A 16,673-nucleotide genomic window follows, 5' to 3' on the forward strand; every position below is an offset into this window, starting at 1 on the left:
TGGGCGATGCCGAAGTCGGTGAGCACGACGCGGCCGTGCTGTCCGAGCAGCACGTTGGCGGGTTTCACGTCCCGGTGCACGATGCCCTTGGCGTGCGCGGCCTTCAGCGCGCCCACGACGGCGAGCCCGATGCGGGCGCACTCGGCGGGCGGGAGCGCGCCGCGCTGCAGTACCTCGTGGAGGGACTCGCCGCGGATCAGCTCCATGACGATCCAGGGCAGTCCGTCCTCCACGACCACGTCATGGATGGCGACGGCCGCCGGGTGTTCCACGCGCGCCGCCGCCCGCGCCTCCCGCTGGAGCCGGTTGTACGCGCGCTGGTGGGCCGCGTCCTGCGGATCGCCGGGCAGCCGCGGCTCCTTGACCGCGACGTCCCGCTCCACGAGTTCGTCGACGGCCCGCCATACGGTGCCCATGCCGCCGGAGCCGATGCGCTCGGCCAGCCGGTAACGGCCGCCGATCAACCGCCCCCCGTCATCGCTCATGCCCCATCAGTACCGTGCGGGGCCTGAGCTTGTCGATGTCATGCGGTGGGTCATGCGACAGCTCATGCGTGGGTCATGCGGTGGGTGGGGTCCGGTTCTCGGGCAGAGGCTCGTTCCTGGGCAGGGCACGGTGCTTGGGGAGTGCCGTACGGCCCACCGCCGCCGCGAGTTTGCGCAGCCGGCGCCAGTCCATGGGCGGCTTGGTCTCCGGCACGCCCGGCCGGTTGCGGGGGATGCGCACGCGGAGCGCGCCGGGCTCGATGCGGCACCGCACCGGGGTGGGCAGGACGAAGGCCTCGCCGTCGACGCCGACCTCGACCTCGGGGAGGTCGGCGTCGACGACCACCGCGCGGGCCGTGAGCACCGTGAGCCCGGTGGAGTGCACCCCCAGCAGCAGCCCGGCGGCGTCGGCCGCGTTCTCCACCTTGATGCCGAGGACGCCGAGAAGGCCGGACTCCAGCCGCTCGCGGTAGCCGAGGCCCGCCGGATCGTCCATGCGGTAGGGGTTGTTGCTCACGAGGAGGGCCTGGGGCGCGTCGATGACGGCCACCCCGGCCGCCTCCGCCCCGTCACCGGTCCCGCCGGTCCCGGCAGTACCACCTGTCCCGGCAGCTCCTCCGGTCCCGCCCGTCCCGCCCGTCTCCTCGATCCGGGCGGTCAGCCGCGGCCCCCGCTGGTGGGTGAGCAGCTCCGGCAGCAGTTCCAGCGTCGTACGCACCTTGTCGTCCCGGTACTCGGGACTCTGCACGACCACCGCGTACGCCCCGAACGAGGCGTTGTTGACGAAGGGGTGCCCGTCGGCGAAGCCGAGGTCGACACGGACCTCGACCCCCGCGTCGGTGAGCGCGTCGAGGCAGGTGGCGGGGTCGTTCCGGTCGAGTCCGAGGTCCATGGCGAAGTGGTTGCGGGTCCCTGCGGAGACGACGAGGAACGGGATGTCGTGCTCGGCGGCGATCGCGGCGACCAGCGCCTGTGTGCCGTCCCCGCCCGCGACGCCGAGCAGATCGGCCCCGTCGGCGACGGCCCGCCGGGCGAGCTCGGTGACGTCCTCCTTCTGCTCGGGGTCGAGGAGATGGACGCGCGCTCCGAGCCGTTCGGCCTTCTCCTTCAGCCCGAACTGCTCGACCTTTCCGCCGCCGGAGCGCGGATTCATGATGAGGAAGGGCCTGGCGGGAGCGGGGGTCCGGCGCTCGGACACGCGCACGGCGTGCGACTTGGTCAGACTCAGCGCGAACTTCCCGGCCCAGACGGCGGAGCCCCACAGCGCCAGGGACACCACGACGACCCACAGCAGGTTCGCGACGGCGAAGAGCCAGATGACCGTGGCGGGTGTCGCGAGGGCCAGCACCCCGGCCGCGCCCCTGGCCGGTCCCCGGAGGGTCAGCACCCACCAGAGCGCGGCGACCGTGATCGCCGTACCGAGCACCCCGAGCACGACGAGCAGCACGCCCGCGGCCCCGGCGAATCCGATCGGCAGCAGCACGGCGAGGCCGGCCGCCGCCAGGGCACCGCGCGCCGCCCACCGCTGGCGTGCGTGGGCACGCACGTCGAGATCCAGGCCCACGCCCGTCACCTCTCTCCACAGGAAGCCGCGGGGAGGGTCGGCGGCTGTCGTCCCTGTTGTCCGTCGGTGCTGAGCAGTATGCCGTTCCGGAACGGGCTTGACGTTTTCTTGACCCGCCCTCAGACTCCCAGCTTCAACGCAACACCACCGAAGGAACATTCGAATAATGAAGAGACTCGCGCTGCCGCGTCCCGGCGCCGCAGCCGTTGTGTCCGTCCTCTCGCTCGCCCTGGTGACCGGCTGCTCCGACAGCGGTTCCGACTCCGTGTCGGGCAAGGACGACAAGGCCGCGGGCAAGGAGCCGGCCGCGGCAGCGAAGACCCTCAGCGAGAGTGAGCTGGAGAAGCTCATCATCGCGACGGCCGACGTCAAGGGCTTCAAGGTCGACGAGGCCGATCAGTCCGACCAGTTCGCCTCCTCCAAGAAGGAGATCAAGGTCGACGACGAGAAGTGCAAGCCCGTGGCGTACGTCCTCACCGGCTTCGCGCCGGGCGATTCGGCCGCGTCCGTCAACCGCATGGCCCAGGAGGACCCGACGGCCAAGGCGAGCGCGTCCCCCACCAAGGACCTGGAGGACATGACGGAGGAGGAGATGGAGGACGCGATGAACTCGATCACCGACGCCCTCGGTTCGACCGTCACCCTCGTCGCGCTGTCCTCGTACGAGGGCGACGGCGCGAAGGAGACCATGTCCTCGCTCTCCGCGGCGATCGAGGGCTGCGGCGGCGGCTTCACGGCCACGGCCAAGGACGAGCCCCAGAAGTTCAAGAAGGTCGAGGCGGAGAAGGCCTCCGGGAACGGCGACGAGTCGCTGGCGTTCGCGGTGACTGCGGACTCCGAGGGCAGCCCGGTCGTGCACGCGGAGGTCGCGCGGCACGGGAGCACGATCGCCACGTACTACTCGATCAGCATGGCGGCGTTCGCCGACGACGCCAAGGTCTCCGACTACGACGTACCGGCCGACCTGATCAAGGCCCAGACGGCGAAGCTCGGCTGAGGCGGGACCTGTTGGGGCGAAACCTGTAGGGGCTGCCCCCATAGGCAGCCCCGAAAGGCAGCACGTACAAGGAGGGCGGGCCGGAGCCACCGGCCCGCCCTCCCGTGGTTGGCATGTCAGCCGATGGGCTGCGGCATGGGCCGGACGTCGTAGGCGAGGCCGATGGTGTCCCCGGCCGCCGGGTCGGACAGTTCGACGCGCCAGCCGTCGGCGAACTGGTCGACGCCGGGAGCCATCGGGATGGTGCCGGAGATCAGAACCGTCCCGGGCGTCAGCTCGCCGCGGGAGCGCAGGACGTCGACCCAGTAGCCCGGTGTGAGGAGTTCGGCGAGCGTCCCGGCCTGGATCTCGGTCTCGGTGCCGCCGTGGCTGACCCAGGCGCGCAGGGTGATCCCGTCGATGCGGGACTCCACGTCGGCCAGGCGCCAGGCGCGGCGGGCGAGGACGTCGGGGCCGGCGTTCTTGCTCCAAGCCACCCCGTGCACCTCCAGGTCGCGGTCGGTGTGGTCGCAGGCCGCCGTCAGCAGCAGCTCCCCGCCCTCCGCGACGACCAGCGCCCACTCCGCCTCGCCGGAGGTGCGGCCGTGCTGGACCGCGACCCGCTCGGTCTGCTGGGCGAGGTACGGGGAGACGGGGTAGAGCGCCGGCGTCACGGACGGGCCCGGCACGCCCAGCTCGGCGAGCTCCGCGACGTGCGCGGCGACGTCGTCCTGGCTGCGCCCGGCGTACCCGGCGTTGAGGACCTGGACGACATCGACCTCGCGCGTCGATCCGTCGGGCAGTTCGAAGGTCAGCACGGCCATGAGGGCACTCCCAGGATTCGGGGAACGGGAAACGGGGGTCGGGAAACGAAGGTCGGGAACGAGGGCCGGAAACGGAGATCACGGACCGGGGACCGGTCCGCGGATCCTGATTTCTCCGCGGTTAACTTCCGGCGGAGGGGTTGCGCATACGACCTGTATACAAGAAGTATGCCGGAAGGTCGATGTCCCCGAGCAAGGATGGGCCCCATGCACGACACCCCGAAGAGCGACGCCGGGGCCGCGGAGAAGCGCTCCGGCGTCCGCCGCGCCTTCGTCGCGAGCCTCACCGGCACCGCCCTGGAGTGGTACGACTTCGCCGTCTACTCCGCCGCCGCGGCCCTGGTCTTCGGTGATCTGTTCTTCCCGTCGGAGGACCCGCTCACCGGCACGCTCCTGGCGTTCTCCACGTACGCCGTCGGCTACGTCTCCCGCCCCCTCGGCGGATTCGTCTTCGGCCGCCTCGGCGATGTGATCGGCCGCAAGAAGGTGTTGATCGCCACACTTGTCCTGATCGGTGTGGCCACCTTCCTGATCGGTCTGCTGCCCGCCTACGGGACGATCGGCGTGGCCGCGCCGATCGCGCTGGTCGTGCTGCGCTTCGCCCAGGGCGTCGGCGTCGGCGGCGAGTGGGGCGGCGCCGTGCTGCTGTCCAGCGAGTTCGGCGACCCGCGCCGCCGCGGCTTCTACGCCTCCGCCGCACAGGTGGGCCCGCCCGCGGGCAACCTGCTCGCCAACGGTGTGCTCGCCGCCCTCGGCGCACTGCTCACCGAGGCGCAGTTCGAGTCGTGGGGCTGGCGTGTGGCGTTCCTGCTGTCCGGCGTCCTGGTCGCCTTCGGGCTGTGGATCCGGGCCAAGCTGGAGGAGACCCCGGTCTTCAAGGCGATGGAGGCCGAGAAGTCCCGCCCCGAGGCCCCCATCCGCGAGGTCTTCACCACCCAGCCCCGCGCCCTGACCGCCGCGATCCTGTGCCGGGTCGGCCCCGACGTGCTGTACGCCATGTTCACCGTCTTCGTGCTGACGTACGCCACCCAGGAACTCGACATGTCGCGCGGCTCCGCCCTCGCGGCCGTCCTCATCGGCTCCTCGGTCCAGGTCTTCCTGATGCCGCTGGCCGGCGCGCTCTCCGACCGCGTCAACCGGCGCCTGCTGTACGGCGTCGCCGCGGTGGCCGCCGCGGTGTGGCCGTTCGTGTTCTTCCCGATGGCCGACGGCGGTTCCTGGCTGCCGCTCGCCGCCGGAGTCCTCGTCGCCCTGGTGATCCACTGCTGTCTCTACGGACCGCAGGCCGCCTTCATCGCCGAGCAGTTCTCGCCCCGGCTGCGCTACACCGGCTCCTCGCTGGCCTACACCCTGGCCGGGATCATCGGCGGCGCCATCGCCCCGCTGCTGTTCACCACCCTGCTGAGCGCCTACGACAGCTGGGTGCCGCTGGCCGTCTACATTGCTCTCGCCTGCGCGGTCTCCCTGGTGGGCGTCCTGCTGGGCCGCAACCCCGAGGCCGCCGTCGACGAGGACGCGGAGCTCGCCGCACTGAAGCCTCAGGCCACGGCGGACGTCCCCCTGCCCCGCTGACCACAGCCACACAACCCCGTCCAGACTCGCCCCGGACAAGGAGGCCCCGCAGTGCGGATCGCCATCGGCCAGCTCACCACCGGCCCCGACCCCGACAAGAACCTGCGCCTCGTCGAGGAGTGGACGCGTCGCGCCGCGGACGCCGGAGCCCGCGTCGTCGTCTTCCCGGAGGCGTCGATGGCCTGCTTCGGCACACCGCTGGCCCCGCTCGCCCAGCCCCTCGACGGGCCGTGGGCCGACGGCGTACGCGAGATCGCCCGGGCGACCGGCACGGTCGTCGTGGCCGGCATGTTCACCCCGGCCGACGAGGGACGGGTGGCCAACACCCTGCTGGCCACCGGCCCCGGCGTCGAGGAGTCGTACGACAAGATCCACCTGTACGACGCCTTCGGCTTCCGCGAGTCCGAGACCGTCGCCCCGGGCTCCCGCCCCGCCGTGATCGACGTGGACGGCGTCCGGCTCGGCCTGGCCACCTGCTACGACGTCCGCTTCCCCGAGCTGTTCCGGGCGCACGCCGACGCCGGGGCGGTGGCCACCCTGCTGGCGGCCTCCTGGGGGGCCGGCCCCGGCAAGCTCGACCAGTGGGAGCTGCTGGTGCGGGCCCGCGCGCTGGACGCCACCGTCTGGGTCGCCGCCGTCGGCCAGGCCGATCCCGGCACCCCTGCGGGCCCCGCGCCGACCGGCATCGGGCACAGCCTGCTGGTCGGCCCCGACGGGACCGTACGGGCCTCTCTCGGCGCCGATCCGGAGCTGCTGGTGACGGATCTGGACGTCGAGGAGGTCGCCGCGGTCCGCGAGAAGACGTCCGTACTGGCGAACCGGCGCCCCGAGGTGTGGCGATGAGCGGGCCCGAGCTGGAGTTCCACCGCCCCGACGGGCCCTGGCGCGCCCCGGCGGGCGCCGGACCCGGCGTCGAGGAGTGCGTCCTGGCCGAGGACCCCGAGAGCGGCCGGCGCACCGCGCTCGTCCGCTGGGCGCCGGGCACCGACACCTCGGCCGCGGGCGTGGCCCGGCACGAGGTGTGGGAGGAGGTCTATCTCGTCGAGGGCGCGATGCACGACCTGACGCTGGACCGCACGTTCACGGCGGGCATGTACGCCTGCCGTCCCCCGGGGATGCCGCACGGGCCCTGGACCTCACCGGACGGCGTGACGATGCTCGTGATCACGTACCCCTGATCCGGGCGATCCGGGCGGGCACGGGAGCGTTCCCCGGCGGCGGGCGTCCCGGCAGCGGGGTCTCAGCCGTCGAGCAGCACCTTGAGGGTCGACTCCAGGTGGTGGTCGATGGCCGCGCACGCGGCCGGCGCGTCACCGGCGGCGAGGGCGTCCACGATGGCCTCGTGCTCGTCGAGCACCGCCTTCTGCCGTCCCTGCTGGTTGAAGACGGCGACCACTCCGGCGCGGACCTGGCGGCTGCGCAGGCCGTCGTAGTGCCGGTCCAGCAGGGTGTTGCCGACGGCCGACACCAGGGACGCGTGGAACCGGTGGTCCACGGCGATGAACTCCCGGGTCTCCTCGGCGCCGGTGAGCGCGCGCTGCTGTTCCAGCAGGGAGCGCAGCTCCTCCAGGGGCACCCGCCCGGCCGCGACGAGCCGCTCGGCCGCGTACCGCTCGACGAGGCCGCGCAGCTCCATCAGCTCGCGCACCTCGCGCCCCGTCAGAGGCGCCACCCGGGCACCTCGCTTGGGCACGAGCTCGACCAGGTCCTCCGCGGCGAGCAGCAGCAGCGCCTCCCGGATCGGGGTACGGGAGACGCCGATACGGTCGGCGAGCTCCTGCTCCGACACGAAGGCCCCCTGCATCTCGGGGTCCGTCAGCACCGTGTCCTTGAGATACGCGTAGGCCTTCTCCCGACCGGACGCCACGGCAACCCCCAAGACATCGCATACAGTTTGTATACCGACGCTACCACGGGCGTTCCCGCACAGCACCGGGCCGTATGCCGTCACCAACTCGCCGTAATCACCAACTCGCCGTGGGAGCTTGAGCACCTCCCCGGCGCGGCGGGCTCAGAGCGTGTCGATGTCCAGGTTCTCGATCGCCGTCTTCGCGACCTCGCGCCCGCGCTCGGTGAAGTCGCCCTCGCCCGGGTAGCCGATCATGAGCTTGTACATGTCGCCGGACTTGGTCTTGTAGTAGAGGACCTGCATCTCGCGCGGAAGAGGGGCCTCGGTGTCCGTGGTCCGGTAGGTGATGGTGTTGAGGGCCGCTTTCCGGTCCTTGTACGTCGTCGGGTCGGGCTTGCTCTTGGGAGCGGGCTCGGAGTCCATGTCCATGCCGTAGCTGCCGCTCTGCCGGTAGCTCGCGTCGTCGTCGTACATCTCGGCCGCCGCCGACCCGGCGATTTCGCCGCTGGTGTCCTCGGTCTTCTTGGCCAGGGTGAGGCTGATCCAGAGACTGCCGCTCAAGTCGGTGAACTGGACCCAGTGTTCGTCCTTGGCCGCGTCGGGCTTGGGCACGGTCTTCCGGTAGCCGTCCGGCACCGCCATCGTCGCGCCCAGGGCCTTCAGGTCCTTCTTGTCCCAGTTGTCGGGCAGTGGCCCCGCGAACGGGTCCGCGACCACCAGGTACGCCGCCAGCGCCGCCGCGACGACGACGGCACCGATCCCGACCCACCCCTTGCGGCCGACCCGGACCGACCTGCCGCCGGGCTCCGCCATCCGTACGACCTGCGTGGGCGCGGGCTCGGGCGGACGCGCGGCCTGCTCCAGGAGCGCACGCACCCGTGCGGCGTCCGGGCGACGGGCCGGGTCCTTGTCGAGGAGGCCGTTGATGGCGTCGGCCAGCGGTCCCGTGGCCGCGTTGGGCGCGGCCGGCGTGGCGTTGAGGACGGACTGGAGCGTCGCGGGCGTGTTGGTGCGGCGGAACGGCGACACGCCCTCCGTGGCCGCGTACAGGACCACGCCCAGGGACCAGAGGTCCGAGGCCGGACCCGGACGCTGCCCCAACACCCGCTCCGGCGCGATGAATTCGGGCGAGCCGACGAAGCCACCGGTGTCGGTGAGGTTCGTCTCGCCCTCGATCTGGGCGATGCCGAAGTCGGTGAGGACGACCCGGTCGCCCGTGCCGAGCATGACGTTGTCGGGCTTGACGTCGCGGTGCAGGATGCCCGCCGCGTGCGCGGACTCCAGCGCGCCGAGCACCTCCAGGCCGATTCTCGCCGCCTCGCGCGCCCCGATCGTGCCCTCCTGCAGGGCGTCACCGAGCGAACGCCCCCGTACGAGCTCCATGACGATCCACGGCTGGCCGTCCACGACCGCGACATCGTGGACGTTCACGACGGCCGGGTGGTCGAGGCGGGCCGCGGCGCGCGCCTCGCGGCGCATCCGCTCGGAGACGTTGGCCCGTTCGCGTTCGGGAAGGTGATCCGGTACGCGCGGCTCCTTGACGGCGACCTCCCGGTCCACCGTCTCGTCCTTCGCCCGCCACACGGTGCCCATCCCGCCGTGCCCGAGCTTGCCGAGCAGCCGGTAACGGCCCGCGATCAGCCGACCGGTGCCGGGCTCCTGCGGCGCCTGCTGGTCGGGCACGACCTGGGTGGGCGCGGCGTACGGGTTCCCGGGGTGCGGCACGGCGACGGGAGGCCGCGGCGGTTGCAGGCCGAAACTCGTCGGTTCGTCGGGTCCGTAAGGGGCTCCCCCGTTGTTGCTCATGGGTCCATCCCTATCGTGGCAAGCGGTTCGGGAGCCACCCTGGGCGCTTTCCAGTCACAGACCCGTGACGCACGGCGTCGCTTATGTTCCTTTTACGCAGCCGCGCGACTCACGTGCCCGAGGGGGCGGCTCCGCCGGATCCCGGGCGGGTCACCGTGCCGGTGGGCGCGGGGCTCGGGGACGCGGGGTTCGTGGCGGCCGGGCTCGTGGTGGCCGTGTTCGGGGGCACGCTCGCCGTCGGGCCGGTCGTCGAAGTGATCGTCGCGGTCGTCGTCGCAGTGGTCGTCGCCCGGGACGAGGGCCCGGAACTCGTCGGCGACAAGGGCCCGTTGTCCCCGTCGCCGTTCATCAGCAGCGCGGCTGCCGACACGCCCGCCACGGCCATCGCGGCGACGAGCGCGACCGCGATCAGCACGTTCCGCGTGGCGGAGCGCGAGGAGGCGACGGACCTCATCGGCGATGTCACGCGCGGGTCCGACGGAGCCGACGGCGCGTGAAGCGGCTGTGGCTGCGGCGGTCTCGGCGCGTCCCGCCGGGTCGGTCTGTAGCCGGGCGACACCGACGGCATCCGGCCCGTGTCGAGAAACACCCGCAGCAGTCGCTCCGCCTCCACCGCGTCGAGCCTGCGCTCGGGATCGCGCTCAAGGAGACCCCGTACGACGGGAAGCAGGGGCGCGGCGGCCTCGGGCGGGCGTATCTCGTCGATCACGACCGCGTGCAGGACCCCGCCCAACGAGTCGCGGTGGAAAGGCGATTCGCCGCTCAGGGCCGTGCAGAGCAACGCGCCGAGCGACCACAGGTCGGACTCGGGCCCGGTCCTGACGCCTGACATCCGCTCGGGCGCGGTGTACTCGGGCGAGCCGACGAACGACCCGCTCTCGGTGAGCGTCGTCGATCCCGCGACCTGGGCGATCCCGAAGTCGGTGAGGACGACGCGGCCCTCCGCGGTGAGGAGTACGTTGGCAGGCTTCAGGTCCCGGTGCAGCACGCCCGCGCCGTGCGCCTTGCGCAGCGCGCCCAGCAGGTCGATCCCCATCCGGGCCGCCTCCGCCGCGTCCACGGGCCCGCTCCGGGAGATCCGCTCGGCGAGCGAGCCGCCCTCGATCAACTCCATGACGATGCAGGGGCGTTCGTCCTGCTCGACGACGTCGTGCACGACGATGATGTGCGGGTCCCGCAACTGGGCGATGGCACGCGCCTCACGCAGGGTCCGCTCGCGCTGCAGCCGGGACTCCTCCGCCGAGAGCGAGGTGTCGAGGACGAGTTCCTTGACCGCTACCTGCCTGCCGAGCAACAGGTCCGTGGCCCGCCATACGACGCCCATACCGCCCCGGCCGAGTCTGGCCTCCAGCCGGTAACGGCCCGCGATGACACGGACGTTGTCCCCCTCGGTCACCATGCGCCCCATCATGCCGCACCGGACGGAGGCCTTCCGCGACGCTGCGTCACGGGTGGCCGACAAGCGACGTACGCCGTCACGTGCCGGACCGGCCGTACTTATCGGGCGTACGGGGTCACTGGGCGCCCGGGGGCCGCCAGCTGCGCAGGATCGTGTCGAACTGTTCCTTCGCGGTGGCCCAGTCCGCCGCCGGCGCGGACATGTAGATCACGTACTCGACGCCGTCACGGCTGAGATACGCCTGCTCGCTGGCCCTGCGCGGGCCGGGGAACTCCGTGTCCTTCGCCAGCGCGGTCCAGGTGAAGTCCCAGAGCGCGCCCGGTCGGTCGCGGAAGGTGTTCTCCTCCAGACCGACCCGCCGGTAGTCCTGCAGCCGCCCCAACTGCTCCTCCAGGTCGAGCAGATGCGTGTACGGCGTGTCGAAGTCCGGGGAGTCGTCGACGGCGATGCGGACGAAGTGCTCGCCGTTGTCGGGCGTGTAGTCGACCTGGGTGTTCTCGGTCTGGCGCTGCCAGCCCTTGGGCAGGACAAGGCTGAAACCCTGGGGGTCGTTGACGCGCTCCCAGCCGTCCGGCACGCCGCCGGTGCCTGTGCCGGTGCCGGGGGTCTGGTTCCCCTTCCCGTCGTCCGTCGCCCCCGCCGAGGACGACGGGGTGGAGGAGGACGAGTCTTGGGACCGGTCGGGGGAGGACGACGATTTGCTGTCGTTGCCCCACCCGTCCGCGTACAGCAGCGCCGCGACGCCTCCGCCGCCCACGAGCGCGGCCAGAATGACGACGAGGACTAGCGTGCTGACCTTGCGGCGCTGCGTCCCGGCGACCGCCGGCTGGTTCATGGTGGCGACGGCGGGGTCGGGCGCGGGGCGGCCATGGCTGCCGTAGGTGTCGTGCGCGAGATGGCTGCCGTAGGCGGCATGGCCGCCGGAGTCGCCGGGAGTGCCAGGTCCTCCCTGGGCCCCGTGCGCACCCTGCGGGCCGCCGTACGTTCCCTGCGGCCTGTACGCGGCATGGGCCGGCCCGTACGTGCCCTGGGGCACGGGCGACTCGGGAGCCTGAGGGGACGCACCGGACTCGTACGAGGTGGCCACATGTTCCGTCGGCACATAGGCCTGCGCCGAACTCGGTGCACGCCCCTCCGCGGCCTCGGCGAGCATCTGCTCGGCCTCCTCAGGACCGGGCCGCTCGGCGGGGTCCTTGCGCAGCAGCGCGGCGATGACGGGCGCGAGCGGGCCGGCGTGCGTCAGCTCCTCGGGCTCCTCGCCGACCACGGCCTGCATGGTGGTCAGCGGGGTCGTCCGCCGGAACGGAGACCTCCCCTCGACCGCCGTGTAGAGCGTCGCGCCGAGCGCCCACAGATCGGAGGACGGACCCGGATCGTGGCCGCGTACGCGCTCCGGCGCCAGATAGTCGACCGAGCCGACGATCTCCCCGGTGCGCGTGATCGTCGTGTCGCCCTCGACCTGCGCGATCCCGAAGTCGGTGAGCAGGACGCGCCGGTCGTTGGAGATCAGCACGTTGCCCGGCTTGACGTCGCGGTGCAGTACGCCCGCGGCGTGCGCGGCCCGCAGCGCGCGCAGCACCCAGAGCCCGACCCGCGCCGCCTCCCGGGGCTCGACGCGCCCGGACTCCTTGACCGCGTCGGCGAGCGAGTGGCCCTCGACCAGCTCCATCACGATCCACGGGCGGCCGTCGTGCTCCAGCACGTCGTGCACGGTGACGACGGCCGAGTGGTTGATCCGCGCGGCGGCACGCGCCTCGGCCCGGGTCCGGGCGAGGAGCACGGGCCGGTCGCTGTCCGCCACGTAGAGCGCGGCCGTCAACTCCTTGATGGCGACGGCCCGGTGCAGCACCTCGTCGTGCGCACGCCACACCCGGCCCATGCCGCCGCTGCCGATGGAGTCGACGAGCCGGTAGCGCCCGGACAACAGCAGGCCCTGCATCTGATTCACGTTTCCCCGCAATGCTCTTGACAGGGTCAGACTAAGGACCGACCTCCGCCCAGGGAACCGGCGGGGCCCTACGGAGACAGCACTGTGACGGTTTGCCCGGGCGTGAACGGGCGGTTGCCGCCAGGCAATCGGACGTCGGCCAGTGGCCTGTCGAACCGTCAGCGAGCGGCCTGCCGGACGTCAGCGAGCAAGTCCGTCGGACGTCAGCCAGTGGCCTGGTAGGTCGCCGCGGCCTGCTCGTAGAGCCGTGTCACCTCGTCCCGCTCTGCCTCAGGACCGAGCACCTGCACCACGTGGTACCGCCCGTCGACGATGATCGCGAGATTGCGTACGAAGACCTCGCGGCCCTGGGAGTCCTGCCAGGTGAACTGCCCCTCGGCCATGGTCCGTCCGCCCACCTCGATGCGCCGCATCCCGCTGGACGTGGCCCACGTCGAGTCGCGGAACGGCTGCAACTCGCGCTCGTCCTCACGCTGGTACGTCATCGGATCGGTGCCGTACTGACTGGTCGTGTCGCGGCCGGGCACGACCAGGAGCTCGAAGTCGCCCTGGGAGTAGACGATCTGGCCGCGGCCGTTCTTCCCCGTCCGGTCCCAGCCGTTGGCGACCGCGACGCGGAAGCCCTCGGAGTCCTTTCGGAGGGTGAAGCCCTGCGCGACCTCGGGTCCGGTGGTCTGGGTGCTGGAACTGGACGACTGCGTCGGCTTGTTCTCCTTGCTCGGCGACTTCTCGTCCTGCGGATCCGTGCCCGCGTTCCCGTCCGTGCCGGTGTCCGTGTCGGCCGAGTGTCCCGGCGTCGGAGTGCCGATGTCCCCCGCGGAGCCGGTCCGCTCACCGGCGTTGTCGGACTTGGGCATGAAGGCCACGGCATACGCGACGGCCGCCGCCATGGCCAGCAGTATCAGCAGGAGCAGCGTGCGGCCGAGCCGACGGGGCCTGGCCTCCCGCTTGGACCGCTTGTGGCGGCCGTGCGGGCTGGTGTCGGGCAGCCCGGCGCGGCGCCTTCGGACGAGCTCGCCCCGGCGGCGCACGACGGGCAGCCGCTTGGGATCCACGGGCGGCGCCGCCACCACGTACGTCCCCGCCTCCGGCTCGGGCGCCGACCTCACCAGCGAACGCAGCCAGCCCCGCAGCTCCTCGAAGTCCAGCCGCTCGGTGGGGTCCTGGCGGAGCAACGACTCCACGACCGGCCGCAGCGGCCCGCACTCCTCGGCGAACGCGGGCGGCTCGGCGCACACCAGCTGCACCAGCTCGGCGGTGTTCTCCTCGGGGTAGGGCGCATGCCCCTGAACGGCCCGGAAGAGCAGCGCCCCCAACGCCCACAGGTCCGTCGCGGGCCCGATCGGCGCCGCCAGCTGCCAGTTCTCGTGCACCGGCCCGGCCTGCTCGGGCGCCCAGCGCTCGGTGACCGGTCCGACGACAGCCATCCGCGCCTGCCGCGCCCGCTCGGCCGCCAGCGCGGTGGCGGGGCCCCGATGGGCGGCGGGCACGGGCTCGGCGGTCAGCCGGCTCCACTGAGTGGGCGCCTCGGTGGTGGCGCCGGTGGCGTGGGCGGGGTCTGCGGAGTAGGCAGGGTCCGGGCTGTAGGCAGATTCCGGGCTGTAGGCGGGGTCAGAGGTGGGGGCGAAGTGGCCGGCGATGCCGTTACTGGTCCCGGTGTGGGACACGCCGTTGCCGTTCCCGGGGTATCCGCTGCCGTCACCGTGGCCCGGTACGCCGCTTCCGCCGCCCCCGTTGCCGCTGCTTCCGGCGCTGGGAAGCGCGGGAGGCTGCTGGTCCTGTCCGTTCCCACCCAGCGCGGGCGCACCATGACGCGGCGCCGCGCCGTGCCAGGAACTGGTCCGTCCCACCCCGTACGGGTCGGCGATCTGCCCCGGCGGCGAGGTGCGCTCCACGCCGAGCCCGGAGATCTGTCCGGCCTCGGCCTCGGCCTCACCCTCGGCGGTCCGGGACCGCGGCGCGGGCAACGCCGCGTTCCGGCCGCCCCGCTGTTCCTCCTGCACCCGGGCCGCGGCCCGCGCGCCCGCACGGTAGGCCGCGATGGCTCCGGCCCGCGCGGCCCGCACATCACCGCCGGCGTCCAGCGCCCGCTGCCCCGCGGCCGACGCCTGTGCCCGAGTGACGGGCGACAGCCCTCCGCCGCCTCCGGGCACGGCCTCGACAGCGGCACGACCGCCACCGGCAACCCGCGCACCGGGCGCACCACCGGAACCGCCCTGCTGGGACTGCCCGTGCTGACCATGCTGCCCGTGCTGACCGACTTGGCCGTGCGGCCCGGCCGAGCCTGCCTGACCAGCCGGACCCGCCGAACCTGTCTGCCCCGGCGAACCTCCCGCCGTTCCGGGGCCGCCCGCCTCGCCCTCACCGTCGGCGGTCGGCACTGGGTCGTACCCGCACAGCGCCTCCTCCGCGGCCCCAGCGGCAAGCCCCGTGAGCATCACGCGCCCGTCGTCGCAGACGAGCACCGTGCGCGCGGTGATGTTCCGGTGCACCCAGCCGTGGCCGTGCAGCACCCGCAGCGCGGTCAGCACGTCGGAGGCCACCTCGGCGGCCCGGTACGGACTCAGCGGTCGCTCCGCGAGCAGCGCCGCCAGTGGCCTCGCGGCCACCATCTCACTCACTATCCACAACGACCCGCCCTCGGCGAACACGTCGAAGACCTGGTCGAGCCGCGGGTGGTCGGGAATCTGGGCCGCGGCCTGCGCGGCCTCGATCGCCCGCCGCACCGCCGGTTCGGTGGGCCGCCGTGTGGTCCGCGCGGACGGCCGCCGCACTCCGGCGTCCCGGGCCACGAACCCGTCGGGCAGCCCGTCCGCGTCGAGCACCTCCGCCTCGACGATCTCGGGCAACGGCACCTGCCGGACCAGGACTTCCTGCCCGCTGTACGTGTCGAAGGCCCGGGTCTCGGCGAGTTCGTACTCGTCCGACGGCGGCAGCGGCAGACGGTAACGGTCGGCGAGTACCCGTCCCGCATAGTCGTCCACGATGCCTCCCCCGGCCGCCCGGTTGGTCAATTCCGTTCGCCATGCGTCCCGTTGTGGCTGCAGATGTGGCTGCGTACGGTCCGCAACCACTCACGATACGTGCCGGAGGCAACCCACAGTGAGGAGATGCGAGATCTCAGGAATCTCGTGCCCCTCAGGACTTCGGTTCGAACGACTTCGTAAGCGTCTGCCACGTATCTTTACGAAGCTCGGTGTCCCATTTCGAGCCCTTCGCGGTGTACATGAGCCCATATCCGAGGCTGTCGTTGACGACGAACCCTCGGTCTATCGACCGATACTGCGTCCCACTGTCCACGTAGGTGAACTCCCAGTCGGCCGTGTTCCAGCCGCGGTAGTCCACCTTCTCTATTCGGATGCGCTTGTACTGCGGACGCTGCATGAACTGCTCTTGGTTCTTCCAGTCCGCCACCGGGTCGCTCTTGGGCGTCGTAGTCCATCCGACCAGCAGCTTCTGCCCGTCAGGACCGGCGAACCGGGCCCCGGCCGCACTCGTGGACTCGTACTTCCACCCCTTGGGCAGCCCGATCGAGAACCCCTGCCCGCTCTTGTACGTTTCCGCGGCGCCGTCTCCCGAACCGCTGCCGGAGTCGTCCTTCGAATCGCCGGCCCCACTCGAAGTGCTCGCACTCGGCGAACTGCCGGTGTTCGCGCCCCCGCCGGCGGAGTCGGTCTTCTCTCCGCTGTCCTTTTCGGTACCGCTCTTCTCGTCCTGCTTGGTGTCGCTGCCCGCGCTCGCCCCGCTGGACGCCGACTTGTCGTCGCCGCCCTTGTTCTCGTTGGTTCCGGAGTCGTCGCCGCCACTGAGCGTGACGGCCAGGATCGTGCCCAGCACGGCCAGCACGACGACCACGGCAATGATCACCAACGTCCGCCGGGGCACCACATCGGTGAGCGACGCCTTCGGCGCGACGGTCCGCGGATGCGTGTCCCCGGCACCGCCCGAACTCCCGCCCACCGAACTGAAGTTCACCTCGGAGGCAGCCGAAGTCCGCCCCTTGGCCGAACCAGCCGCCTCCACGGAAGCAGACCGAGAAGCAGCCTCAGAGGCCGAGCCAGAAGCAGCGGCAGGGGCAGCGGGGGGAGAAGAAGGCGCAGCGGGGGCGGAGGAAGAGGGGGAGGTCGCAGGAGCGGCCGAGGCCGAGGCTGAAGCCGAGGTCGAGCTCGAGGCCTTGGCGGCCTTGCCCTCCGCCCCCTCCGCCCCCTCCGGAGTCGTCGGGGTCTCGGTGTCCGCGGCCTTCCCGGCAC

At 72.2% G+C, this 16,673-nt stretch carries 13 protein-coding genes and 1 pseudogene; 4 read left to right on the plus strand and 10 right to left on the minus strand.

The window, feature by feature from the left end; genetic code table 11:
- Together AOK17_RS35370 and AOK17_RS35375 are read right to left on the minus strand one after the other, a co-directional pair.
- Positions 1-485, minus strand: a 485-nt coding sequence (locus AOK17_RS35370; RefSeq protein WP_157881463.1) for a serine/threonine-protein kinase, incomplete at its 3' end; no start/stop codon positions are given.
- A gap of 73 nt (positions 486-558) precedes the next feature.
- A complete protein-coding gene (locus AOK17_RS35375; RefSeq protein WP_055616698.1) occupies positions 559-2,049 on the minus strand; it encodes a diacylglycerol/lipid kinase family protein in 1,491 nt (496 codons plus the stop codon).
- Positions 2,050-2,215: 166 nt separating this feature from the next.
- Here AOK17_RS35375 and AOK17_RS35380 point away from each other — a divergent pair, with 166 nt between their 5' ends.
- Positions 2,216-3,046, plus strand: coding sequence for a hypothetical protein (locus tag AOK17_RS35380; RefSeq protein WP_055616688.1), 831 nt, complete (start codon positions 2,216-2,218; stop codon positions 3,044-3,046).
- Positions 3,047-3,162: 116 nt separating this feature from the next.
- Here AOK17_RS35380 and AOK17_RS35385 read toward each other — a convergent pair whose 3' ends face one another.
- On the minus strand, positions 3,163-3,849 hold the full coding sequence (locus tag AOK17_RS35385) for a DUF2848 domain-containing protein (RefSeq protein ID WP_055616689.1): 687 nt from the start codon (positions 3,847-3,849) through the stop codon (positions 3,163-3,165).
- A gap of 207 nt (positions 3,850-4,056) precedes the next feature.
- Here AOK17_RS35385 and AOK17_RS35390 point away from each other — a divergent pair, with 207 nt between their 5' ends.
- From AOK17_RS35390 to AOK17_RS35400, 3 genes are read left to right on the plus strand one after another with little or no spacing between them, the layout of a single operon-like run.
- Positions 4,057-5,421 carry an MFS transporter gene (locus AOK17_RS35390; protein WP_055616690.1) on the plus strand — a complete coding sequence of 455 codons (1,365 nt, stop codon included), beginning with the start codon at positions 4,057-4,059 and terminating at the stop codon, positions 5,419-5,421.
- Positions 5,422-5,472: 51 nt separating this feature from the next.
- A complete protein-coding gene (locus AOK17_RS35395) occupies positions 5,473-6,264 on the plus strand; it encodes a carbon-nitrogen hydrolase family protein (RefSeq protein ID WP_055616691.1) in 792 nt (263 codons plus the stop codon).
- Positions 6,261-6,599: a cupin domain-containing protein gene (locus AOK17_RS35400; RefSeq protein ID WP_055616692.1), complete on the plus strand. Its 339-nt coding sequence runs from the start codon at positions 6,261-6,263 to the stop codon at positions 6,597-6,599. Before AOK17_RS35395 ends, AOK17_RS35400 begins: the two co-directional genes overlap by 4 nt.
- A 62-nt stretch (positions 6,600-6,661) precedes the next feature.
- Here the strand turns inward: AOK17_RS35400 and AOK17_RS35405 are convergent, their stop codons facing one another.
- From AOK17_RS35405 to AOK17_RS53830, 7 genes and pseudogenes are all read right to left on the minus strand, one after another.
- Complete coding sequence (locus AOK17_RS35405) at positions 6,662-7,288, minus strand: GntR family transcriptional regulator (protein ID WP_055616693.1); 627 nt, start codon at positions 7,286-7,288, stop codon at positions 6,662-6,664.
- A 144-nt stretch (positions 7,289-7,432) separates the two neighbouring features.
- Positions 7,433-9,076, minus strand: coding sequence for a serine/threonine-protein kinase (locus AOK17_RS35410; RefSeq protein ID WP_055616694.1), 1,644 nt, complete (start codon positions 9,074-9,076; stop codon positions 7,433-7,435).
- Between the two features lie 133 nt (positions 9,077-9,209).
- A pseudogene (locus AOK17_RS35415) lies at positions 9,210-10,475 on the minus strand (serine/threonine-protein kinase); the annotation flags it as partial.
- Positions 10,476-10,590: 115 nt separating this feature from the next.
- A complete protein-coding gene (locus AOK17_RS35420) occupies positions 10,591-12,414 on the minus strand; it encodes a protein kinase domain-containing protein (protein WP_055616696.1) in 1,824 nt (607 codons plus the stop codon).
- A 212-nt stretch (positions 12,415-12,626) separates the two neighbouring features.
- The gene (locus AOK17_RS35425; protein ID WP_055616699.1) at positions 12,627-15,407 is read right to left on the minus strand and encodes a protein kinase; all 2,781 of its coding nucleotides are present in this window, start codon (positions 15,405-15,407) and stop codon (positions 12,627-12,629) included.
- 154 nt (positions 15,408-15,561) lie between these two features.
- On the minus strand, positions 15,562-16,398 hold the full coding sequence (locus tag AOK17_RS35430) for a hypothetical protein (RefSeq protein WP_055616697.1): 837 nt from the start codon (positions 16,396-16,398) through the stop codon (positions 15,562-15,564).
- A 70-nt stretch (positions 16,399-16,468) separates the two neighbouring features.
- Positions 16,469-16,673: hypothetical protein (locus AOK17_RS53830; RefSeq protein ID WP_206190890.1), on the minus strand; the 205-nt coding region annotated here is incomplete at its 5' end.

The sequence above is a fragment of the Streptomyces phaeochromogenes genome (assembly GCF_001418655.1).
Classification (GTDB): Bacteria; Actinomycetota; Actinomycetes; order Streptomycetales; family Streptomycetaceae; genus Streptomyces; species Streptomyces phaeochromogenes.